This is a genomic window from Streptomyces sp. AM 2-1-1 (assembly GCF_029167645.1).
Taxonomy (GTDB): Bacteria; Actinomycetota; Actinomycetes; order Streptomycetales; family Streptomycetaceae; genus Streptomyces.
On record NZ_CP119147.1, the window covers coordinates 5,241,416 to 5,263,227 of the forward strand.

18 protein-coding genes and 1 pseudogene are annotated in these 21,812 nt (G+C 73.1%); 7 read left to right on the forward strand and 12 right to left on the reverse strand.

The genetic code is table 11. The features are described from left to right. Positions 1-168 precede the first annotated feature (168 nt). Positions 169-1,212 carry an ROK family protein gene (locus PZB77_RS22910; RefSeq protein ID WP_275494496.1) on the forward strand — a complete coding sequence of 348 codons (1,044 nt, stop codon included), beginning with the start codon at positions 169-171 and terminating at the stop codon, positions 1,210-1,212. 155 nt (positions 1,213-1,367) lie between these two features. Here the strand turns inward: PZB77_RS22910 and PZB77_RS22915 are convergent, their stop codons facing one another. Beyond that, positions 1,368-2,321, reverse strand: coding sequence for a helix-turn-helix transcriptional regulator (locus PZB77_RS22915; protein WP_275494497.1), 954 nt, complete (start codon positions 2,319-2,321; stop codon positions 1,368-1,370). A 308-nt stretch (positions 2,322-2,629) separates the two neighbouring features. On the opposite strand from PZB77_RS22915, the gene PZB77_RS22920 reads away from it, so the two are divergent. After that, positions 2,630-3,016 carry an STAS domain-containing protein gene (locus tag PZB77_RS22920; protein WP_275494498.1) on the forward strand — a complete coding sequence of 129 codons (387 nt, stop codon included), beginning with the start codon at positions 2,630-2,632 and terminating at the stop codon, positions 3,014-3,016. Positions 3,017-3,204: 188 nt separating this feature from the next. On the opposite strand, the gene PZB77_RS22925 is transcribed toward PZB77_RS22920, so the two are convergent. After that, a complete protein-coding gene (locus PZB77_RS22925; protein ID WP_275494499.1) occupies positions 3,205-3,612 on the reverse strand; it encodes an ATP-binding protein in 408 nt (135 codons plus the stop codon). Between the two features lie 116 nt (positions 3,613-3,728). Beyond that, positions 3,729-4,954: pseudogene (locus PZB77_RS22930) on the reverse strand (dihydrofolate reductase family protein). Positions 4,955-5,443: 489 nt separating this feature from the next. Between PZB77_RS22930 and PZB77_RS22935 the strand changes: the two are divergent. Further along, complete coding sequence (locus PZB77_RS22935) at positions 5,444-5,803, forward strand: hypothetical protein (RefSeq protein ID WP_275494500.1); 360 nt, start codon at positions 5,444-5,446, stop codon at positions 5,801-5,803. A 54-nt stretch (positions 5,804-5,857) separates the two neighbouring features. Here the strand turns inward: PZB77_RS22935 and PZB77_RS22940 are convergent, their stop codons facing one another. Next, the gene (locus PZB77_RS22940; RefSeq protein ID WP_275496177.1) at positions 5,858-8,119 is read right to left on the reverse strand and encodes a UvrD-helicase domain-containing protein; all 2,262 of its coding nucleotides are present in this window, start codon (positions 8,117-8,119) and stop codon (positions 5,858-5,860) included. Between the two features lie 255 nt (positions 8,120-8,374). Here PZB77_RS22940 and PZB77_RS22945 point away from each other — a divergent pair, with 255 nt between their 5' ends. Continuing rightward, complete coding sequence (locus tag PZB77_RS22945; protein ID WP_275494501.1) at positions 8,375-8,695, forward strand: hypothetical protein; 321 nt, start codon at positions 8,375-8,377, stop codon at positions 8,693-8,695. Positions 8,696-8,704: 9 nt separating this feature from the next. Here the strand turns inward: PZB77_RS22945 and PZB77_RS22950 are convergent, their stop codons facing one another. Continuing rightward, on the reverse strand, positions 8,705-9,841 hold the full coding sequence (locus tag PZB77_RS22950; RefSeq protein ID WP_275494502.1) for a TetR/AcrR family transcriptional regulator C-terminal domain-containing protein: 1,137 nt from the start codon (positions 9,839-9,841) through the stop codon (positions 8,705-8,707). 222 nt (positions 9,842-10,063) lie between these two features. Between PZB77_RS22950 and PZB77_RS22955 the strand changes: the two genes are divergently transcribed. Further along, positions 10,064-11,344 carry an FAD-dependent monooxygenase gene (locus PZB77_RS22955; protein WP_275494503.1) on the forward strand — a complete coding sequence of 427 codons (1,281 nt, stop codon included), beginning with the start codon at positions 10,064-10,066 and terminating at the stop codon, positions 11,342-11,344. Here the strand turns inward: PZB77_RS22955 and PZB77_RS22960 are convergent. The 6 genes from PZB77_RS22960 to PZB77_RS22985 all read right to left on the reverse strand — a co-directional run bounded on the left by PZB77_RS22960 (position 11,304) and on the right by PZB77_RS22985 (position 17,371). Continuing rightward, positions 11,304-11,693, reverse strand: coding sequence for a GntR family transcriptional regulator (locus tag PZB77_RS22960; protein ID WP_275494504.1), 390 nt, complete (start codon positions 11,691-11,693; stop codon positions 11,304-11,306). The genes PZB77_RS22955 and PZB77_RS22960 overlap by 41 nt on opposite strands. Before the next feature lie 55 nt (positions 11,694-11,748). Continuing rightward, positions 11,749-12,723, reverse strand: coding sequence for an ABC transporter permease (locus PZB77_RS22965; RefSeq protein ID WP_275494505.1), 975 nt, complete (start codon positions 12,721-12,723; stop codon positions 11,749-11,751). Then, the gene (locus PZB77_RS22970) at positions 12,720-13,664 is read right to left on the reverse strand and encodes an ABC transporter ATP-binding protein (RefSeq protein ID WP_275494506.1); all 945 of its coding nucleotides are present in this window, start codon (positions 13,662-13,664) and stop codon (positions 12,720-12,722) included. The genes PZB77_RS22965 and PZB77_RS22970 overlap by 4 nt, the downstream gene beginning before the upstream one ends. Before the next feature lie 245 nt (positions 13,665-13,909). After that, entirely contained in the window at positions 13,910-14,827 is a 918-nt protein-coding gene (locus tag PZB77_RS22975; protein ID WP_327269722.1) for a glycosyltransferase, read from the reverse strand. Between the two features lie 425 nt (positions 14,828-15,252). Continuing rightward, on the reverse strand, positions 15,253-16,107 hold the full coding sequence (locus PZB77_RS22980) for a PhzF family phenazine biosynthesis isomerase (protein WP_275494507.1): 855 nt from the start codon (positions 16,105-16,107) through the stop codon (positions 15,253-15,255). Positions 16,108-16,171: 64 nt separating this feature from the next. After that, positions 16,172-17,371 (reverse strand): macrolide family glycosyltransferase, encoded by a 1,200-nt coding sequence (locus tag PZB77_RS22985; protein ID WP_275494508.1) that lies wholly within the window; start codon positions 17,369-17,371, stop codon positions 16,172-16,174. A gap of 250 nt (positions 17,372-17,621) precedes the next feature. Here PZB77_RS22985 and PZB77_RS22990 point away from each other — a divergent pair, with 250 nt between their 5' ends. Next, entirely contained in the window at positions 17,622-19,289 is a 1,668-nt protein-coding gene (locus PZB77_RS22990; RefSeq protein ID WP_275494509.1) for an alkaline phosphatase D family protein, read from the forward strand. Positions 19,290-19,310: 21 nt separating this feature from the next. Here the strand turns inward: PZB77_RS22990 and PZB77_RS22995 are convergent, their stop codons facing one another. Continuing rightward, a complete protein-coding gene (locus PZB77_RS22995) occupies positions 19,311-20,333 on the reverse strand; it encodes a Gfo/Idh/MocA family oxidoreductase (protein ID WP_275494510.1) in 1,023 nt (340 codons plus the stop codon). 81 nt (positions 20,334-20,414) lie between these two features. Here PZB77_RS22995 and PZB77_RS23000 point away from each other — a divergent pair, with 81 nt between their 5' ends. Beyond that, a complete protein-coding gene (locus tag PZB77_RS23000) occupies positions 20,415-21,800 on the forward strand; it encodes a multidrug effflux MFS transporter (RefSeq protein WP_275494511.1) in 1,386 nt (461 codons plus the stop codon). Positions 21,801-21,812 lie beyond the last annotated feature (12 nt).

Sequence of the window (21,812 nt, forward strand, 5' to 3'; positions counted from 1 at the left end):
TGCAAGGCTCTGATCTGCTGCTTTACTAAATCCTGACTAAATCGAACGCGCCGGTGGAGAGGGTGCGGGGCGAATCCGTCCTCCTTGTGGACAACGTTGTCAGTCGCGTGGTCGGATGTGCCCGGTCCCGAGCGCATCCCCTCCACCACCTTCCGGAGATTGATCACCATGAGTAGTCAGCCGATCCTTGCCCCCGCTCCGGGTGGTGGCCTGACAGGAGCCCTGGACATAGGGGGGACCAAGATCGCCGGCGCACTGGTCGACCCGGGCGGTTCCCTCCGGTGCCGCGTGCGCCGTGCCGCCCCGGCACAGGGGTCCTCCCGCGCCCTTCTCGACGCCGTGTACGAGGTGGTGGACGTCCTGGCCGCCGACCCGCTGTGGGCGGACGTCCGCGCGCTGGGCATCGGCAGCGCCGGTCCGGTCGACCTGACGCACGGAACCGTCAGCCCCGTCAACATCCCCGCCTGGCGCGACTTCCCGCTCGCCGCGTCGGTCGCGGCACATCCCGCACTCGCCCACAGACCCGTCGTGCTGGCGGGCGACGCGGTGGCGATGGCGGCGGCGGAACACCGCCACGGCGCCGCCCGCGGTCATGACAAGGCGTTGTGTCTGGTGGTCTCCACGGGCGTGGGTGCCGGTCTGGTCCTCGACGGAACCGTCCACCACGGTCTCACCGGCAACGCCGGTCATCTCGGCCACATCAGCGTCGACTTCGACGGTGAACCCTGCCCGTGCGGCGCCATCGGCTGCCTGGAAGGCATCGCCAGCGGCACGGCCATCACCCGGCACGCACTCTCCCTCGGCTGGCGCCCGACCACGTCGGCGGTCACGTCGGCGGTCGCGACGGCGGCTCGCGCCGGCGACCCGGCCGCCGTGGCGGCGTTCGACCGGGCGGCACGCGCCCTGGCGGCCGGTATCGCCGCCACGGCCGCGCTGGTCGAGATCGACGTCGCGGTGGTCGGTGGCGGTGTGGCCCACTCCGGCGAGGTGCTCTTCTCCCCCCTCGGACATCACCTGCGGCGCTACGCGACGATGCCGTTCATGCGTCATCTGCGCGCGGTGCCGGCGGAGTTGGGATCCGACGCCGGTCTGGTCGGTGCGGCGGTCCTGGCCGGTGCACCGGAACCGGCGCACGTGGCCGGACCGGCCACCGTGACCGTGGGGCCGCGCACGTCCCCCCGGCGGCGCTCGGGCGAGGAGAACCAGGCCTGACACGGGGGAGGGGCGGCGGACGCCGGGGGCGCGGGGACGGGGCGCGAGACGGGGAGTGAGGGAAGCGGGGATCGGCCGCCCCGGGGAGGGGAGGACGCGCGCCGGTACGTCCGGCGGCTCCGGCCCCAGGACCCCACGGCCCCGGCGCGCCGGCCTCAGTCTTGCGCGCGGAGGGTGGTGGCGGGGGTCGTGCCGTACAGCCGGCGGTACGCGGCCGCGAAGCGGCCGACATGGGCGAAGCCCCAGCGGGCGGCGATGCGCGTCACGCTGGTCGTGCAGGGGTCGGCGGTTCTCAGATCCTGGTGCGCACGGGCGAGGCGCACGTGGCGCAGGTAGCCGAGGGGGCTCGTGTCGGTGTGACGGCTGAAGGCGTACTGCACGGCGCGCGGGGTGACGAACGCGGCGGCGGCGATGTCGGCCAGGCCGATGGGGCGGTGGGCGTTCTCCTCGATGAAGAGCTGTGCCCGGCGCAGGGTGTCGGTGTGGGCGTCACGGCTGTCGACACGCTCGCCCTCCTCCTGTTGCGCGGTACTGGGGAGCGCGGCCAGGGCGACGGCGGCCAGCAACTGGGTGGCCGAGGCGATGACGAGGGGCTCAGGGGCGGTGGACCCCGTCAGGACCTGGTCGCGGAGGAACGCCACCGTGCTGCCCAAGCGGCGGTTGGCGTCGGCGTCGCGTGCGCGCTGCCCGGTGAGCCGGACCGGTCCCGGGGCGGAGTGGGCGCCGGCGGCGGCCACCGTGTCGAGCACGGCCGGGTCGAACATGGTGATGGTGTAGCGCGCGGAGTGCAGCGCGCCGGTGTAAGGGCGGTCGGGAGGGGCGATGAGGAAGGTCTCCCCCGGGCCGTAGACGTCGTGACGGCCGTCGGTGGTGTCCACCATGGTGCCGCTGTGGACGCTGATCAAGCACACCTTGCCCAGGGCGTTGGCGGTGTAGGACATGGTGTAACCAAAGGCGAGGCGGTCGACGGTCAGCCCTGCCGCGGCGGTCCGCACGATGCGCGTCCGCGTGTTGTTGGGCCGGCCGCCGATACGCATCGGCGTATAGGCCCGTGACAGGAACTCCTCCGTCGACTCCAGGCTTCCGCTGTCGAAACACTCCGTCTGCATCTTCGCCCTTCCGTCCGCGCTACCGCGCGGCAGTCCCGCCCCAGCGTACGACGCCGCCGCACAGGCGATCACGGGCTGTGCGGGGAGACGCCGTCCCGGGCGGCCGGCGCTCGGTGGTGCGGATCCTCGGACAGTGGTGATCGCGGAAGGCCGGAAAACGAACCCCGGTAGCCTCCGCAGCGAAATACCGGTCGCGGAGGGCGGGCACCGATGTGTGTGCGCAGGGGGGAAGGGCATTCGCGGGGACAGGCGGTCCGCCTCCCGCAGCAGGGCCGACCGCGTCATCCACGTACCGAGAGAGGTCTGCAGTGCTCACAGCCCACACCGCCCGGCACAGCAGCGGGCGGGCCGAGGTCACGGCGTACCAGGACGCGCACAGCGGCCGGTGCGTGCTGTACGCACAGGGAGTGTTCGACGCGGTGACCACCGAGGTCCTGGGTCAGGCCCTGGCCCGGACGCGCGTCTCCCGCATCGAGGTCGACTGCTCCGCCGTCACCTTCGCGGACGTCGCCTTTCTGCGTGCACTGCTGAGCGGTGGCTCCTCCGGCGCACGGGTCGCGGTGACCGCACCCTCCTTGGCCGTGTGCCGCCTCCTCGAGGCGACGGGAAGCACCGGCCTCCTCCTCGCCACTCGGAATTCCCCCGCGGCACCGGCGACCCCTCCGGCGCGGACCTCGTGCGTGCAGGCCCGCTGAACGCCCCGCGGCCCCGCGGCATGCCGGTCAGGCCGCCGAGCCGCCGGACCGGTGATCCCCGTCCCTCTCCCGGAATGCCGTTCCGGTGGAGGACGTCCCCCAGGGGTGCCGGCACGGATGCGGCTCGACAGGGGGAGTCGGTGGGGTGGCGGTCACCGGGGCGAACCGGATGAACGATCACCGCTGTGCTACGCGAGGGGTACGACCACTTCGATGCGCTTTCCGGTGTCGGTCGGGATCACCGACACGTCCGTCGCCAGACGGCCCACCATGGACCAGCCGTAACCGCCCACGGTGTACTGGCCCGGGGCGCGCGAGGGAGCGACGGGGAGTTCGGTGCTCGCGTCCGCGACGGACAGCAGCAGCTCGTCGCCCCGGATCCGCGCGGAGAAGCCGGTGAGGCCCCCACCGTGCCGGAACGCGTTGGTCACCAGCTCCGAGGTGACCAGGAGGGCGTCGGCCCGGACGATCTCCTCCCGGCTCGCCCCGTCACCGGGGGCGAAGTGGGTGCGGAGCAGCTCATCGACATGCTCACGCGCGGCGGCCGCACTGATCGGGAGGGCGGCGCCGGTGACGAGAACGCTTGTAAGCTCCACGCTCACGCTGCCTCCCCTGCCTGTCTGCTTGCAACGTCTCGGTCGCACCTGCCCAACGATCCCAGGCTTACACAGTCGGCAGCCCTCCCATGACCAGGGGGTCACCGAGAAGTCGCTCACCCACCGGTCCTCCGCGCACCGCCACCCGGATCCGTCCGGAGCAGGTGGAGGTTGGGCGCCTGCGCCGCGTTCCGGTACTCGGGCAGTTCGACGACCGTGACGCCGGAGTCTTCGAGGAACCCGGTGCCGTCGGCGTCGGTGACGAAGGTGTCGGGCTCGCTCCAGGCGGTGACCACGCGGCGGAGGCCTGAGTCCCGGATGAGTCGGGCGCAGGGGCGGGGGCGGGACGCCCGCTGGGCACAGGGTTCCAGGGAGCTGTAGATCGTGGCGGTGGCGAGCCGGACGTCGTCCCCGGCGATCTTGGCGAGTGCGCCTTCCTCGGCGTGGTCGTGCGGGTCGTTCTCGCGGGAGTGGCCGCGGGCCAGCTCGGTTCCGTCGGCCGCGACGACGACCGCTCCCACGCTGAAAGCGGTCTCCGACGGCGGACAGAGAGCGGCCAACTCGCAGGCGAGAGCCAGCCAGTTCCGGTCGGCCGCGGTCGGCTCGCGGCCGGTGCCGGGGGCGCCGGCCGAGGGGGTGGTGCTCATCGGGGCTCCGTCGACGTGTCCTTGGGTGCGTACCTCAGGAGTACCACGTCACCGATCCGGCGGATCTCCAGGAGACGGAGGCGGGCGCCGGGGCCACCGGGGTAGTCCGCCGGCCCGAGCATGCGTACCGCGTCGGACTGGCCGACCAGGAGCGGGGCGAGGACGATCTGGAGCTCGTCGGCGAGCCCGGCGGCGAGGAGCTGTGTGTGGAGGGTGCCGCCGCCTTCGACCATGAGCCGCCCGACGCCGTACTCGTCGCCGAGGACGTCGAGCGCGGCCGGCCACACGGCGCCGGCGGGGATCCTCCGGACGGCGGCCAGACCGCCGAGGGCGGCACGGGCCTTCGCGGTGGCCTCGTCGCCGGCCGCCAGGACGAGCTTGTCGCCGCCGTGGTGCCAGAACTTCCAGCCGGGGTCGAGATCGCCCGTCCCCGTGACGGTGACCTTCAACGGGTACTCCGGCCGGCCGGCGGCTACCCGGGACGCCCTGCGCTCGGCCGAGTTGACGAGGAGGCGGGGGTCGTCGGAGCGGAGCGTGCCGGCTCCGACGAGGATGGCGTCGACCCCTGCCCGTACGGAGTCGACGCGCTCGAAGTCCTCCTCGTTGGAGAGCAGGAGCCGGTCCTCGCCCGGGCGGGTGTCGAGGTAGCCGTCGAGCGACACGGCCGCGGACAGCAGGACGTAAGGGCGGGACACACTCTCTCCCCGGGGGATGCGCGGGTGGACATCGGGCGGGACCGTCACCGGCCCCTTCGGTGGCCGGTGACGTCGGGACCCATACCTACATCTCTACCCCCGTCCCGCCATCCGGCGCCCCCCGACCCGGTGCGTTCGGTGACCGGCCGACGGGTGGCCTTCGGGAGGCCGAGAGGGCCCCGCAGGACCCCGTGACCATGAGGGAGTGGACGACGGAGGGCCGTCACGGGCGGCGACGCGGCACGAACAGCGCGCGTTGCGCGTCGGGATCACCCCGGACCCGGGGCCGGTGCTCCGAGACGGCGCTTCGGACGCGCCCGCGCACCCGGGCGGGAGAGCGACGGGCCGGCCGGAGTCTCCCGGGCCGAAGGAGCGGACGGTGCATCCGAGGGCGCGTCACGAGCGCCGCGCGCCGTCCGGCACGCCCTCGCGGTGGGTAAAGGGTGCATTGCGCTCCGCTCATGGGCGGCGGCCGCTACGGTGGTGCGCGTGGACGACCTCGACGCCGACGAAGCCGACAAATGGCCCCTCCCACCACCCTGGATGTGGGACTGCGGAGACTGCGTGACCCTGTACCGGCGGATGAGGGAAGCGCCCGAACTCGCTTCCGCCGCGCGGGAGGAGGTGGGCCCCGGCATCGACTGCGACCCCTTCGACCAGGTGATCACCACGCAGATCCGGCTCTCCCGGCACATCGCCGACGAGCACACGGCGCACGTGCCGGCCACGGTGGAGTCGTGCGGGCGCTGCGCCTCGGACGCGGTGTCCACGACGATGCCGCAGGCGCTCGTCCTGGAGCACCGGGCCAGGCACCTGGTGGTGCCGCCCAGCATCGTGGGAGGCATCTGAGCCGGGGGACGCCGAGGGCCGGCCCGGACCCTGGATCGGGCCCGCCCCGCCCCCTCAGCCCTCCGTCTCCGGCACCGCCGGACCGAACCCGATCAGCCCGAGCCGCTGGGTCGCACGGGTCAGCGCCACGTACAGGTCGTTGACCCCCCGGGGAGAGCCGGTCCTGATCCGTTCCGGCGCCACCACCACGACCGAGTCGAACTCCAGTCCCTTCGACTGCCGGGCGTCCAGGATCACCACCGGGGCCGCCAGGTCGGGTTCCGTTCCGTACGAGGCGGCCGGCAGGGCCTCGGCCAGCTCGGGGTGGAGTTCCGGCGGCGCGATCACGGCGACCTTCCCGTCGCCCCGGGCCTCCCGGGCGACGGCCTCGGCCGCCACACGCACCAGCTTCTCCGGCTCCACCGTCAGGGTCCACGGCCGTACACCGGTGGCACGCACCGACCTCGGCGGCTCGAAGGCCGGGTCGCTCTCCCGCCGGACCTCGGCGGCCGCCTCCATGATCTCCTTCGGCGTCCGGTAGTTGACGTCCAGACGGGTGTGCTGCCAGCGGTCGCCGACGTACGGGCCGAGGATCTCCGCCCAGGAGTCGGCCCCCGCCGCCGAACCGGTCTGCGCGGGATCACCGACCAGGGTCATGGAACGGGTGGGGCAGCGGCGCATCAGCAGCCGCCAGGCCATCGCGGAGAGTTCCTGCGCCTCGTCGACGATGATGTGCCCGAAGGCCCAGGTCCGGTCGGCGGCGGCGCGTTCGGCCGCGCTGCGGTGGTCCACCTCCCGCTGGCGTTCGGCGAAGCGTTCGGCGTCGATGATGTCGTGCACGGAGAGGATCTCGGCGTCGTCCTCGTCCTCGAAGTCGGTGGAGCGCGAGCCGGTGGACAGGTCGAGGACCCCCTGGGCGTACGCGATGTGGCGTCGGCGCTCCGCCTCCTCGGCCGCCCGCCGCGCGCTGTCGTCCTCGCCGAGCAGTTCGGCCGCCTCGTCGAGCAGCGGGATGTCCGCCGGGGTCCACTCCGTGCGGTCCGTCAGACCGGTGGGGTCGGTGCCCGCGCGGCGGATGGACTCCGCCTCCCCGGGCGGGAGATGACTGGGCGAGGCGAGGAACGCGGCGAGGAGCCGTTCGGGGGTGAGGCGGGGCCAGAGGCCGTCGATCGCCGCGCGCACCTCCGGGTTGTCGGCCACCTCCTCGCGGAGCTGCTCGACGTCGGAGGGATCGAGCAGGTTGGGGCCGCCGAGCGGGTCTTCCCCGATGCGGTCGGCCAGCTGCCGCGTCAGCGCGTCGACGATGCCGGAGGCGAAGGGGCGCCGGGCGAGGTTGTGCGGCAGCCCCGTGCCGCGGGCCTCCGTCCTGACGCGCAGGACCGTGTCGCGGTCGAGGAGCAGGGTGCCGTGGTCGTGGGCGATCGGGACGCTCCGGGCGGGCAGCGCCTGGCGGTCGGCGACCACCGCGCGCAGCACCTCGGCCATCCGGGCCGCGCCCTTCACGGCAGCGGCCCGCGGGGTGTCCGCCCCGGTGGCCCGTACCCCGGGGAAGAGCTCGTCCGGGGTGGCGAGCAGTACGCCGGTCTCGCCGAGGGAGGGCAGCACGTTGCCGATGTAACCCAGGAAGGCGGGGTTGGGGCCGACGATCAGCACCGCACGGCGGGCCAGTTGCTCGCGGTGGGCGTAGAGGAGGTACGCCGCGCGGTGCAGGGCGACCGCCGTCTTGCCGGTGCCGGGACCCCCTTCGACGACGAGGACCCCCCGGTGCGGGGCGCGGATGATGCGGTCCTGCTCGGCCTGGATGGTCCGCACGATGTCGGTCATGCGGCCGGTGCGGGTGGCGTTCACGGCGGCCAGCAGGACGGCGTCGCCGTTGGGGTCCTCGTAGCCGGTGCGGAGGGCGGGCGCGGTCTCGTCCAGGTCCAGGATCTCGTCGTGCAGGGCGGTGACCTCGCGGTCGCGCGTCGTCAGGTGTCTGCGGCGGCGGAGCCCCATCGGGGTGTGGCCCGTCGCGAGGTAGAACGGACGGGCCACCGGCGCGCGCCAGTCGATGAGCAGGGGCGTACGCGCCTCGTCCTCGTCGCGGATGCCGAGGCGGCCGATGTGGTGGTGCGCGCCGTCGCGGAGGTCGATGCGGCCGAAGCAGAGCCCGTCCTCCACGGCGTTCAGCGCGGCGAGGCGGTCCGACTGCTCGGCGACCGTGACGTCCCGCTCCAGCCGGGCCTGACGGCTGTGCACGGGCTGCCCCAGCGAACCCCGTACGGCCCCCTCGGCACGGTCCCGCAGGGCGTCGAGACGGTCGTGGAGCAGAGTGACGAATTCCTGCTCCCGGGCCATTTCCTCGCGTGACAAACTCACTCCAGAACGGGCAGTGCATGCCCTGTTGATTTCGTTCGTGATGCTTTCCACAAAGGTTTTGCCGGATGCTCTCGTCCAGGGTCGGGAAAGCACACCGGAGGAATCGCGGAATTGTTCAGTTTAAGCGGACGTGCGCCTCGGACGCCACTGCGGACCGGGGCTTCCCCGTGTGCGGAGGCGGGAGTCCGGGCGGACTCCGCACGGCGTCCGCCGGCCTCGGCGTAGCCTTCCGCCATGGACCCTTCCGCCGAGGCACCCACCGGTACGGCCGCCCCCGCCACGGCGGAACCGCACCCCGCCGTGCGACCCGCCGCGGACGGCCCGATGGCCGCCCCCGAGGTCACCTACACGGAGTGCCGCCGGTGCGGCACGCTCATCGCCGGCCTGGACGGGCGGTACGCCTGCGCCGGCTGCGGGTGGGTCAACGACCACTCGGAGGGCCACCGCGCGCTGCCGACCGCCGAGGACGACCCCGACTACCCGGGACCCGCCAGGACCGACGGCACACGGACCGCGGGGCGCGGGCGGCGCGGGGAGACCGCGGTCCGGCGCTGAGGCCCCCGGTCAGCGGGGAGGCGTTGTGTCGAGCAGGGTGGCGAAGCCGTCCAGGAGACGCTGCAGGCCGAACTCGAAGAGCGCGTCGAGATCGAAGTCGTACCCCGTCGACGTGACACGCTCCAACGTCGGGAACGCGCCGGCCGAGAAGGCCGCCCGGAGCTGCGACTCCTGGGTGTCCATCCATTCGTCGCTCGTCAGGCCGGTGAATTCCATGGCCGCGACTTCGGGCTCGATATTGATCGCCGTCCCCCGGATGTAGGTGAACAGGGTGACGTGGATCGTGAAGAGGAGCTGGTGGCCGAGACCGCGCCCGTCCAGCGACTGCAGCACGCACTCGGTGAACGGCATGGCCCCGGCGAGGAGCTGCGGCCTGGTGACGGACATCGCCGGTGCGAGCCACGGATGCCGGCGGAACGTCTCCCACAGCAGGCGGGAAGCGAGTTCCAGCCGCTCGCGCCACCCCGGCGGGGGGTCGGCCGGGAAACGCCATTCGGACCAGGCGGCGTCCATCATCCGCGTCAGCAGATCGTCCTTGTCGGTCACGTGCCGGTAGAGCGACATGGTCGCGGCCCCCAGCTCATGGGCCACCCGTCGCATCGAGACCGCGCCCAGCCCTTCGGCGTCGGCGACGGAGATCGCCGTCGCGATGATCTGCTCCCGTGCCAGCGCGACGGACGGCCCGACCGGAGCAGGAGCAGGCCCGGGAGCAGGAGCAGGAGCAGGAGCGGGGACGGGTACGGAAGCGGGGGCGAGAGCGGGCATCCGGGCGGGAGTCGGGGATGCCGAAGCCGGGGCTGCGAGGGCGGGAGGCGCTCCGTCCACCACCGCTCCGTCCACCACCGCTCCGCCCACCACCGCTCCGTCCACGGCCGCTGTGTCCACGACCACCGTGCCCACGCCGGAGACCGGCCGGACCAGCCCTTCGTGCCGCAGTTCGGCGATGACCTTGGTCGCGGTGGCCATGGCGACCCCCCACTGTCGCCCGATCTCCCGGGTGGAGGGGATGCGGTCGCCGGGGCGTAGCTCCCCCGCCTCGATCCGCTGCCTCAGGACCGCCGCGATCCGGCGGTACGGCGGTTCCTGCGCCCGCACCTCGTCCCCCCGCGATTGGTCCTCCCGCGATTGGTCCTCCCGCGCCGCCATGCGCTGCTCCTGCCGTCGCTCCGTCCGAACCCCCCGCACTAGTGCACGTGGGGGTCGCACTCTAGCGCCTGGCGCGCGGCGAAAGAGGTCCGCACTCCGGCGAGGTGGTGTGGAAGGTGGTGCCACGATGCCACCGTACTAGTGCGCAAGAGGGCGAACTGCCGTGGAAAAAGCGCGAGTAGTAGTGGTGAGGAGCGGTGCGTACGCTGTACATTCTTCTTCATGAGAGAAACCGGCAAGGAAGAGAAGGATGTACTCGTTTCCGGCGCGGGCATCGCCGGACCGGCCCTCGCGTACTGGCTACGCACGGCGGGATTCCGTGTCACCGTCGTCGAGCGCGCCCCGGGCCCGCGGCCCGGCGGGCAGACCGTCGACCTCCGGGGCGCGGGGCGCGAAGTGATCAGCCGCATGGGGCTGATGGAGCGGGCGCGGGCGGTCGCCGTCGACCAGCGCGGCCTCGCCCTGGTGGACGCCCGTGACAGGATCACCGCCCGGATGCCGACCGGCGCCTTCGACGGGGAGGGGATCGTCTCCGAGATCGAGATACTCCGGGGCGACCTGGCCGGTCTGCTGTACGGGGCGACCGCGCCCGGCACCGGGACGGAGTACCTCTTCGACGACACGATCACCGCGCTGGCGCAGGACGACGAGGGCGTGACGGTCACCTTCGAGAAGGCGGCCCGGCGCCACTTCTCCGTGGTGGTGGGCGCCGACGGGCCGCATTCGGTGGTCCGGTCGCTGGCCTTCGGTCCCGAGACCGACTTCGTCAGCCCGCTGAACTGCTGCACCGCGTGGTTCACGACCCGGGAGGAGTGGGACCTCGACGGCTGGTTCCGGATGTTCAACGCCCCCGGCGGCCTCGTCGCGTCGGCGCGCCCCGGCCGGCGGCCCGGTGAGATCAAGGCGGGGTTCAGCTTCCGCGCGGAGCCCTTCGTGTACGACCGCCACGACGTCCGGGCCCAACAGGAGCTGATCGCGCGCCGGTTCGAGGGGGCCGGGTGGGAAGTCCCGCGCCTGGTCGCGGCGATGCGCTCCTCGGAGGACTTCTTCTTCGACACCCTGGGACAGGTGCGTCTCGACAGCTGGTCGCGCGGGCGGACGGCGCTGCTCGGCGACGCCGGCCACTGCCCGTCCCCCCTCACCGGCATGGGGACGAGCCTCGCCCTCGTCGGCGCGTACGTGCTGGCGGGCGAGTTGGCCGCGCCCGGCGCCGGCCACCTCGACGCCTTCCGGAACTACGACCGGATCATGCGCCCCTACGTCACCCGGGCGCAGCAGCTGCCGCCCGGCGGAGTCTCCGGGTACGCGCCGTCCAGCGCCCTCGCCATCCGGCTGCGGGCCGCCTCCATGCGTTCCATGAACCGCTGGCCGATGCGGCAGGTGCTCGCCGCGCAGTTCGCCAAGGCGGGCGACATCGACCTGCCCGCGTACCCGCACCTTCCGGGGGCGACCGGCCCGGGGCTCAGCTCTCCCGCGGGTACGCCGTCTCGTACGCCGCGCTGAAGAGCGCCTTCACGTCGTGCCCCGACAGCCCTTCGGTGCGCGCCTGGACCAGCCACGCGTCCAGGGAGGTGCGGAGCGGCGAGTCGGGACCCGACTGCGGCCGGGCGAGGTTGCGGGTGACGAAGGTGCCCGCACCCTGGCGCACCTCGGCGAAACCGAGGCGCTCCAGCTCCCGGTACGCCTTGAGGGTCGTGTTGGGGTTGACCTTGGTGGCGGCGGCCACCTGGGCGGCCGTGGGCAGCTTGTCCCCCTCCTGGAGGGCGCCCATCCGCAGGGCCTGCTCGACCTGGTGGACGATCTGCAGGTAGGTGGCGATGCCGCTGCGCCGGTCGATGCGGAACACGACCACTGATCTTCACCTTCCGCTCGACTGAGGAGACTTTACGGACCGGGGGAGGGTGCCGTCACAGGGGGCGCCGCGCGACGCGCCACACGACGCACACCGTCAGCAGGGCCGTGGCGGCGAGCAGGATGCCGGCGCCGGTCCACTGCATGCCGGGCATCTGGTCGTAGGCGAGGTACTCGACGACGTTGTCGACGATGCCCTTCTCCTTGAGGCAGGCGTTCCGCGCGGCCTCGGTCGCCTCGGCGCAGGTGCCCCATCCGTAGAGCGTGCCGTCCGCGCCGCCGACCCAGTTGTCGAGCTGCTGGACGTCCTGGTAGCGGGCGGGGAACTCGCCGTTCAGCGGGTAGGTGAACCGGTGGCTGGTGCCCAGGCTGTTGCGGAACTCACCCCAGACGACGTTCGCGACGACGGAGAAGGCGAGCGTCACCACCATGGAGAGCATCACGCGGCGCAGCAGGGTTCCGATCGTGATGCCGGCCGCCGTGAGGAAGAGGCAGAACGCGGGCAGTACCGGGCCGGTGTTGTCGAAGACCGACGCGTCGAGCCAGGTGGCCGGGAAGACCGAGCGGTACGGCCGCCACCACCAGGTGTGGAGGAGCGAGAGCACGAGGCCGGTGGTGAGCGCGAGGCCGTACCCCAGCGACAGCTTGGCGATGAGCCAGCGGTGGCGCGGTACCGACTGGGTGGTGACGAGCTGGGCCGTGCCCTGCTCCTGGTCGGAGGCGATCAGCGGAGCGCCCACGAAGACGCCGAGGAGCACCGGCAGGGCGCCGAGGGCGAGTACGAGGTAGCTGTAGCGCTGCCCGAGCTGGAGCTGACTCGGCAGGTCCTTCCCGGGCCAGCCCGCCGCGTGCAGGGTGTCGGCCATCTCCCCGCGCAGGTAGAGGATCCCGGCCGCGCCGAGGGCCACCAGTGCGAGCACGCCGTACAGCGTCGACCGGTGCTGACGCACCACGAGCCAGGCCGTTCCGCGCAGCGGACCGCGCCGCACGGTCCCCGGCCCCGTGGCGGGGTCGGTCAGGGTGGTGGTCATGATGCGGTGATCCCTTCGGCGTCGGTGCGGGCGTCCGGGGCGAGGAGCGCGGGCGCGTCCGGTGAGCGGAGATGGGCCAGCAGCACCTCCTCCAGGCTCGGTTCACTGATCTGCCAGTCGCCGGTGAGGGGGCCTTCGGGACGTACGAGCGCCTGGAACTGGCGGCCCCGCACCCGGGACTCGATCACGGTGTGGCGGCTCAGCTCCGGGGGCAGGCCGCCGCCCACCGTCAGCCCGGTCACCAGGGAGTGGGCGGGGACGAGCACGTCGGTGTCTCCGGCCATCCGGAGCCGGCCCTCGGACACCACCACCAGGTGGTCGCACATGTCCTCCAGTTCGCCCAGCATGTGGGAGGACATCAGCACCGTGGTGCCGCGCTCGGCGACCTCCGCCATCAGCAGGGTGCTCATCTCGTCGCGGGCGAGCGGGTCGAGGTCCGACATCGGCTCGTCGAGCAGGAGCAGGCCGGGGCGCTTGCCGAAGGCGAGGGCGAAGGCGACCCGGGTGCGCTGGCCGCCGGAGAGCGTGCCGACGCGGGCGTCCAGCGGGACCCGGCCCGAGCGGACGATCCGCTCCGCCGCCGCCATGTCCCAGCCGGGATTGAGTTCGGCGCCCATCCGCAGTGTCTCGGCCACCGTGAACCGCTTGAAGAGCGGCTTGTCCTGGCCGAGGAAGGCGAATCGGGGCATGGCCGCCGCGTCGTCGACCGGGACGCCGAAGAGCTTCAACTCGCCCTCGGTGGGCTTGACCTGTCGGGACGCGAGGCCCAGCAGAGTGCTCTTTCCCGCGCCGTTGGGGCCGACGAGACCGCAGATCCGGCCGGCCGGGAGCCGGAAGGAGCAGTCACGCAGGGCCCAGCCGCGCCGGTAGCGCTTGCCCAGCCCGCGCGCCTCCAGCGCCCAGGGGGCGGTGGTCCCGCTCGGTGTGTTCGGGTGTTCCACGCCTCGCCTCAATTCCACTAGTCCATTAACTGAATCATGGTCTGTACGTCGAGGGAGTGTCAAGGCGCCTTTGCTCGGGCGGAGTTGCACGGGAGTCCGGAACGTCCGGAAAACGCCGATCGCCCGGAGCGCGAGGCGTCCGGGCGATCGGCCGGAACGAGGAGTTCCGGGGTGGTGCGGGGGATGTGGCCCGGGGCGGGTGCCGGGCCGGGTGGGGCGAGGGGGTACGGGGCCGGGTGGGGCGGTCAGACGAGGGGCGGCCGGCCGAGGCGGGTCATCCGCCACACCGTGCGCCAGCGCATCGGGGCGCGGGGGCCGCACGGGGTGCGCAGCCCTTCGACGAAGCCGCCCGCCCAGGCCTTCAGCCCCTTCACGGAACGGGTCCTGGCGAGCGTGAGCAGCGTCCATACGCCGAGGTAGAGCGGGATCAGCGGCGCGGGGAGGTTGCGGCGGGCCAGCCACACCCGGTTGCGGGCGGTCATCCGGTAGTAGACCGCGTGCCGGGCGGGCGAGGTCTTCGGGTGCTGGAGCAGCAGATCGGGCTCGTAGAGGATGTTCCAACCGCCGTCGAGCGCCCGCCAGGAGAGGTCCGTCTCCTCGTGGGTGAAGAAGAACTCGGCCGGCCAGTGGCCGGTGCCCGCCAGCATCTTCATGGAGAAGGCGTGCGCGCCGCCCAGGAAGGCGGTGACGAGCCCTCGCCGCATGGGGTCCGAGGCGCGCAGGCGCGGGACGTGACGGCGCTGCGTCTCGCCGTGCTCGTCGGCGATCCGGAAGCCGACGATGCCGAGGCCCGGATCGGCCGCGAACAGGTCCCGCACCGTGGAGAACACGTTCTTCTCGACCAGCAGGCCGTCGTCGTCCAGCTCGATCACCACGTCCACGTCGCCCAGCTCGGCGAGACGGGCGAGACCGACGTTCCGGCCGCCGGGGCAGCCGAGGTTCTCCTCGTTCTCGATGAGGGTCACCCCGCCCTCCAGGTCTTCCAGGCCGGGGAAGGTGGTGAGGTCGGGGAGCTTGGTGCCGTTGCCGATCACGACGAGCCGGGTGGGCCGGACGTCCTGCATGGCCACCGACGCGAGGAGGGCCTCCACCGCCTGCGGACGGTCACCCATGGTGACGATGGAGACACCGATGCGTGGTGCGAGGGCTGCGGATGCGGACAAGATCGGTACTCCCGTGCTCGGCTTGGGTTCCGCGAATCGTACGCCCCGGATTTCGGCTGCTCGACGCCGAACCGTCGTACGGAAGCCCACCGGTGTTCACCGAGCGCCGGGTGGGCCGGCCGGCGGCGTGCGGAGGGGAGGGCGCCCCACCGGACAGCATGGCCGCGGCCGCCGGGGAGTGCCGCGAGGCGGACCGGAACCGTCCCCCGTACGGACCCGCCGGAAGGGCGCCTCCCGCCTCCGCCCGCAAGGTGGCGGAGGCGTCCGGCCACCCCTTCACCTGCCTCACCCACACGTTCCGGGTCTGGACGACTCCGGCATGCGCGGCGACCTCGTCCTGGAGCGGGTGCCCGGGCCGGACGAGGCCGCCCGCTGATTCGCCCACGTCCCCGGCCCCGGCCCCGGCCCCGGGCCGCTGACCGGGGTCAGCCGATACGGGTCCCCGCGCCGCTCACCCGGACGCGCGCGTCGCCCCGGCGCAGCTCCACGGTGAGGGTGCCGGGCCGTCCCATGTCCGCGCCCTGGTGGAGCGTGAGCACCGCCTCGTCCGGAACGAGGCCCAGCTCCCGCGCGTACGCGCCGAAAGCGGCGGCGGCCGCCCCTGTCGCGGGGTCCTCCACCACCCCGCCCACCGGGAACGGGTCCCGGGCGTGGAACACCCGCTCCGACTCCCGCCACACCAGTTGCAGGGTCGTCAGATCCAGTCGCCGCATGAGGGACTCGAGCCGGGAGAAGTCGTAGTCCAGGTCCGCGAGGCGCTCGCGCGTCGCGGCGGCCAGCACCAGGTGGCGGGCTCCGGCGAACGCGATGCGGGGCGGCATCGCCGGGTCGAGATCGGCGGCCGGCCAGTCGAGCGCGGCCAGCGCCTCCGCAAGATCGGCCGGGGCGATCGGGGCCACGTGCGGCTCCACGCTGGTCAACGTGGCCCGCAGAACGCCCTCCTGCGACTCCACCGCGACCGGGACGGTGCCGGCCCGCGTCAGGAACACCAGGTCACCGGGGCCGTCGCGGTCCGCCAGCGCGAGCGCGGCGGCGACCGTCGCGTGCCCGCAGAACGGCACCTCGGCCTTCGGGCTGAAGTAGCGGACCGTGTAGCTCCGCCCGCCGGGCGCCTCCGTCAGGAAGGCGGACTCGCTGTAGCCGAGCCCGGCGGCGACGGCCAGCATTCCGGCGTCGTCGAACGCCGAGGCGTCCAGGACGACACCGGCGAGGTTGCCGCCGTCCGGGTCGGTGGAGAAAGCGGTGTAGTGGAGGATCTCGGCGAGTTCGTCGGCGCTCATACAGCGGCCCAACCGGTGGGTGGAAAGACGTATTCCCGCGCCCGCCCGGCAGGGCCGGCCCCGCTCAGCCCAGCATCTCCTCCACGAGGTCGGCGGCCCGTGCGGTGCCGCCCTCGGCCCGGGACTCCGCGCGCAGGTGCGCGGAGCGGCGGGCCACGTCGGGGTCGGCCAGGAGTTCGTCCAGGGCGGTCCGCAGCGTCGGTGCCGTGGCGTCCTCGGTGTCGATGGGGCGGGCCACCCCCAGCTCCACCAGGCGGTCGGCGTTCATGAACTGCTCGGCGCCCTGCGGCACGGCGATCATGGGAACGCCCGCTCGCAGCCCTTCGCCGCAGCCGCCCATCCCCGCGTGCGTGACGAAGGCGTCCGCCTGTTCGAGGATCGCCCGCTGGGGCACCCAGGAGTGCACCTCCACGTGGGGCGGGATATCGCCCAACTCCGCCACGTCGGTGTACTTCCCGATCTGGAGGACCAGGTGCAGGTCCGGCCGGCCGCCGAAGGCCGCCAGGCACCGCCGGTAGAACTCCGGCCGCCGGGTGTACGCCGACCCGAGGGAGACCAGCAGGACGCGCTCGGCACCGGCGGGGCGCGTCCAGCCGGCGTCCCCGTCCCCGCCCGGGCCGTCCCCGCTCTCCCGCACGGGGAGACAGGCGCCGACGAAGGTCACCGCACCGGTGTCGACCCGGTCGGCGTGCGGCTGCATCGCCCGGGGGATCAGGGCCAGCGCCCGGCCGGGGCGGCCGGAGAAGACGTCCATGTCGGTGGTGGTCGCCCCGCACTCCGCCAGCCACCGGGTGAACGCGGCCCGGTAGGCGTCGGCGCCCGGCAGCTTCCACAACTGCGCCGCGACCTCCTCCTCGTACCCCTCCCACGCCACCAGGGTCGGGGAGAGCTGCAGGACGGGGCGCCCCTGGGACTCGGCGAGCGCGCGGCCCGCGTAGGCGCCGATGTCGTACAGGTAGAGGTCGGCCGGATCGTCGTCGTAGACGGCGCGCAGTCGGGGGAGGGCCTGGACGGCGTCGTCCAGGAAGAGCTCCATCGCACCGATGGGGTCGTCCGGCCAGTTGTTCTCGGCGACGGGGAGCGTCGAGGCGCAGGGCACGAACTCGGCGCCGGTGGGAGCGATCAGTCCGGCGACGGCCGGGTCGTTGGCGTACGTCACCCGGTGGCCGCGGGAGACCAGTTCGCGGATGATCTCCAGGCTGGGCAGGACGTGGCTGACGGCGGGAATGCCGGTCATCGCGATGTGGGCACGGCGGGGGGACATCCAGGATCACGCCTTCCGGGGTCGGGGGATCTGCGGCCATCATGCGCCGCGCGGGTGCGGCGCGGCGCGATTCATGCCGAGAACACCGTCCGCTCATGTGCCCCGGCCCCGCACGCGGTGCTCATCGCCCCGCCATCGCGATGTTGTGCACCCGACAACCGGTGGACGCCGGTCCGCACTCCAATGCCAGGGGGTGCCCGGCGGGCCACGTCCGGACTCCCCTCACCACCCATCTGCCAGGGGAGAGACCATGACGCCAGCACCGACCCACGCGGACTCCGAACGCCCGTCCCACCCGGCCGAGTTCCGCGCGGCCGCGCGCCGGCTCGGTGAGGGCGTGGGCCGCCGGCGCTTCCTCACCACCACCGGCGCCGCCGCCGCCCTCGCCTTCGCCGTGAACCTGCCCACCGCCGGTACGGCGAGCGCCGCCGAGCTGGACCCCCGCAGGATCGCCGACGACCCCTTCACGCTCGGAGTGGCCTCCGGCGACCCGCTGCCCGACTCCCTGCTGCTCTGGACACGCCTCGCCCCGCGCCCCTACGAGACCGGTGGCGGGCTGCCCGCCGCCCGCGTCCGGGTCGGCTGGGAACTCGCCCACGACGAGCGCTTCCGCCGGGTGGTCCGGCGCGGAACCGTCACCGCCCACCCGGAGTTCGCGCACAGCGTCCGTACGGAGGTCCGCGGCCTGGAAGCCGGCCGCACCTTCTACTACCGCTTCCGCACCGGCGGTTGGACCAGCGAGACCGGCCGCACCCGCACCGCCCCCGACCCGCACGCCCGCAACCGCGCGGTCAGGCTCGCCGCCGTCTCCTGCCAGGCCTACCACGACGGGTACTTCACCGCCTACCGCCACCTCGCGGCCGAGGACGTCGACGCCGTCTTCCACCTCGGCGACTACCTCTACGAGTACGCCGTGACCCCCACCGGCGGCGCCCGCGCCTACACCGACCGGGTGCTCCCCGACCTCTTCGACCGGGAGACGCTGACCCTGGACGACTACCGGTCGCGGTACGCCCTCTACAAGTCCGACCCCGACCTGCGCGCCGCGCACGCCGCGCACCCCTTCGTCGTCACCTGGGACGACCACGAGACCGAGAACAACTACGCCGGCGACGTCCCCGAGAACAGCGTGCCCGCCGAGGAGTTCCTGCTCCGCCGGGCCGCCGCCTACCGCGCGTACTGGGAGAACCAGCCGCTGCGCGCCCCGCAGCGGCCCACCGGCCCCGACATGCGGCTCTACCGGCGGCTCCGGTTCGGGCGCCTGGCGCAGTTCGACATCCTGGACACCCGCCAGTACCGCAGCGACCAGGCGTACGGCGACGGGTGGAAGGTCCCCGGACCTGAGTCCGAGGACCCCGCCCGCACCCTGACCGGCGCCACCCAGGAGCGCTGGCTGATCGACGGCTGGCGCACCTCGCGCGCCACCTGGAACGTCGTGCCCCAGCAAGTCACCTTCGCCCAGCGGCGCGACGTGCCCACCGACGCCTACAAGCTCTCGATGGACTCCTGGGACGGCTATCCCGCCTCCCGGCAACGGGTGCTGGACGGCGCCGAGTCGGCGGGCGTCGAGAACCTGCTGGTCCTCACCGGTGACGTGCACGTCGCCTACGGCTTCGACCTGAAGAAGGACTTCGACGACCCCGCCTCCCGCACCGTCGGCACGGAGATCGTCACCACCTCGGTCACCAGCGGCAAGAACGGCTCGGTGAAGCCCGCCAACTGGAACAACCAGATGGCGGCCAACGGGCACCTGAAGTTCTACGACGGCCGGCGCGGGTACGCGCTGGTCTCCCTCGAAGGCGACCACGCCCGCGCCGACTTCCGTGCGGTCGACGCCGTCACCACGCCCGGCGCCCCCGTCCGGACAGCCGGTTCCTTCGTGACGGAGGCGGGAAACCCGGGCCTGACCCCGGCCTGATCACCTCCTGCCGGCAGTGGGTCAGGACGCGCCGCCGGTGGGCGGGTCGGAGGGATAGCGGACGCCGATGCGGGCCCGGACCGCGTCGAGCGTCCGCATCACCGCCAGCGATCCGTCCAGCGGCACCAGCGGGGACTCGGTCTCGCCCGCCCGCAGGGCGCGCATCACCTCGACGGCCTCGTACTGCATGCCGGAGAGGCCCTCGGGACCCGGGCCCGTGACGATCTTCTCCGGCGCCGGGTCCGCGGAGCCGGCCCGGTGCAGGAGGAGGTGGTCGGGGTGGAAGAAGTCGCGCGGGAGGTCGATGCGGCCCTTCGTGCCGACGACGGTCGCCGCCGTGGCGTGGTGGCCCACGATCGAGCAGGAGAGCAGCGCGGTCGCGCCCGAGTCCCAGCCCAGCAGTATCCCGGTGTTCAGGTCCACGCCCTCGGGGGAGAGCAGCGCGTCCGCCCGCACGCGGTCCGGCTCGCCCAGCAGCAGGTGCGCGAAGGACACCGGGTAGACCCCCAGGTCCAGCAGCGCGCCGCCGCCCAGCGCGGGGTCGCGCAGCCGGTGCTCGGGACCCACCTCGCCCGCGAACCCGAAGTCGGCCTGGACGGTGCGGATCTCACCGATCGCGCCCTCGCGCACCAGCTCCGTCATGCGGCGGACGACCGGGTTCAGGTACGTCCACATGGCCTCCATCAGGAAGAGCCCGCGCTCCCGGGCGAGCGCGACCAGCTCGGCGGCCTGCCCCGCGTCCAGCGTGAACGCCTTCTCGCAGAGCACGTGCTTCCCGGCACGCAGCGCCAGCGCGGCCGCCTCGTGGTGCGCGGAGTGCGGCGTGGCGACGTACACCACATCGACGTCCTCGTCCGCGACGAGTTCGGCCCAGCTCCCGTAGGCCCGCCCGATCCCGAACCGCTCCGCGAACGCGCGGGCCGACGTCCCGGTGCGCGACGCCACCGCGACCACCTCGGCGTCCGGCAGTCCCAGCAGGTCCTTGGTGAAGGTCGCGGCTATGCCACCCGTCGCCAATATGCCCCAACGCACAGTCCCACTCATGCTTCACCCTCGAAATCCGGTACGACCACCACACCTGAGCTGAGAGCATAGATGTGGATTTCAACGATGTGGAGACGAAGCATGCCGGACAACGGCGGAAGCCGGGCCCAGCGACAGCACGAGCACATACCTACGGCGGGAACCGGAGCAGTGATCACCGGGCCCGCCGTTCCCGATCCCGCGCCGGGCCCCGACGGCCCGGCGCTCCCGGGTCTCACCGGACTTCCCGGGACCCCCTCGGCGACCGCCGTCCGGCGGACCGCCCTCCTGGTGACCCTGGTGCTCGGCGGCCTCACCGCGCTGCCGGCCCTGTCCATGGACATGTACCTGCCGGCGCTGCCGGACGTCACCGACGCGCTGCACGCCCCGGCCGCCACCGTCCAGCTCACCCTGACCGCCTGCCTCCTCGGCATGGCCCTCGGCCAGATCGTCGTCGGACCGATGAGCGACCGGTGGGGCCGCCGCGGGCCGCTCCTGGCCGGCATGGTCGTCTACGTCGTCGCCACGGCGATCTGCGCCATCGCCCCCAACGCCGAGATGCTCATCGGCTTCCGCCTCCTCCAGGGGCTCGCGGGGTCGGCCGGCATCGTGATCTCCCGGGCGGTGGTGCGCGACCTCTACGACGGCCTCGACATGGCCCGGTTCTTCTCCACCCTGATGCTGATCTCGGGCGTCGCGCCGATCATCGCCCCGCTGATCGGCGGCCAGGTGCTGCGGATCACGGACTGGCGCGGCGTCTTCGTCGTCCTCACCGTGGTCGGCGTACTGCTCACCCTGGTCGTGTGGAAGAGCCTCCACGAGACGCTGCCGCCCGAGGAGCGCCACACCGGCGGTGTCGTCGAGGCCCTGCGCACCATGCGCGGCCTCTTCGCCGACCGGGTCTTCATCGGCTACACCTTCGCCGGCGGACTCGCCTTCGCGGCGCTCTTCGCCTACGTCAGCGCCTCGCCCTTCGTCATCCAGGAGATCTACGGCGCCTCGCCGCAGACCTTCAGCCTCCTCTTCGGCCTCAACTCGGTCGGCCTGATCATCGTCGGCCAGATCAACGGCAAGCTCCTGGTCGGCCGGGTCAGCCTCGACCGCGTGCTGTTCGTCGGTCTCTCGGTCGTCCTGCTCGCCGCCGTCGCGCTGCTGCTGATGACCGCCGGCGTCTTCGGCGACGTGGGGCTCGCCCCGGTCGCCGGCGCGCTGTTCGTCCTGATGTCCGCGATGAGCCTCGCGCTGCCCAACACCAACTCCCAGGCCCTGATGCGTTCCAAGCACGCGGCGGGCTCCGCCTCCGCGCTGCTCGGCACCACGTCGTTCCTCATCGGTGCCGTCGCCTCACCGCTCGTGGGCATCGCGGGGGAGGGGACGGCCGTCCCGATGGCCGTCGTCCAGACCGTGTGCGCCGCGTCGGCCATGGCCGTCTTCCTGCTGATGTGCCGCCCCTGGCAGCGGCAGGGCCGGGTCGCCGGCGGTCTGTAGACCCGGCCCCGG

Coding starts and splice junctions, on each gene's coding strand:
- PZB77_RS22985 (WP_275494508.1), bottom strand. CDS start 17,371: ATGTCCCCCCGCCGTGCCCACATCGCGATGACCGGCATTCCCGCCGTC.
- PZB77_RS22955 (WP_275494503.1), top strand. CDS start 10,064: ATGAGAGAAACCGGCAAGGAAGAGAAGGATGTACTCGTTTCCGGCGCG.
- PZB77_RS22950 (WP_275494502.1), bottom strand. CDS start 9,841: ATGGCGGCGCGGGAGGACCAATCGCGGGAGGACCAATCGCGGGGGGAC.
- PZB77_RS22915 (WP_275494497.1), bottom strand. CDS start 2,321: ATGCAGACGGAGTGTTTCGACAGCGGAAGCCTGGAGTCGACGGAGGAG.
- PZB77_RS22990 (WP_275494509.1), top strand. CDS start 17,622: ATGACGCCAGCACCGACCCACGCGGACTCCGAACGCCCGTCCCACCCG.
- PZB77_RS22910 (WP_275494496.1), top strand. CDS start 169: ATGAGTAGTCAGCCGATCCTTGCCCCCGCTCCGGGTGGTGGCCTGACA.
- PZB77_RS23000 (WP_275494511.1), top strand. CDS start 20,415: ATGCCGGACAACGGCGGAAGCCGGGCCCAGCGACAGCACGAGCACATA.
- PZB77_RS22995 (WP_275494510.1), bottom strand. CDS start 20,333: ATGAGTGGGACTGTGCGTTGGGGCATATTGGCGACGGGTGGCATAGCC.
- PZB77_RS22965 (WP_275494505.1), bottom strand. CDS start 12,723: ATGACCACCACCCTGACCGACCCCGCCACGGGGCCGGGGACCGTGCGG.
- PZB77_RS22980 (WP_275494507.1), bottom strand. CDS start 16,107: ATGAGCGCCGACGAACTCGCCGAGATCCTCCACTACACCGCTTTCTCC.
- PZB77_RS22940 (WP_275496177.1), bottom strand. CDS start 8,119: ATGGCCCGGGAGCAGGAATTCGTCACTCTGCTCCACGACCGTCTCGAC.
- PZB77_RS22945 (WP_275494501.1), top strand. CDS start 8,375: ATGGACCCTTCCGCCGAGGCACCCACCGGTACGGCCGCCCCCGCCACG.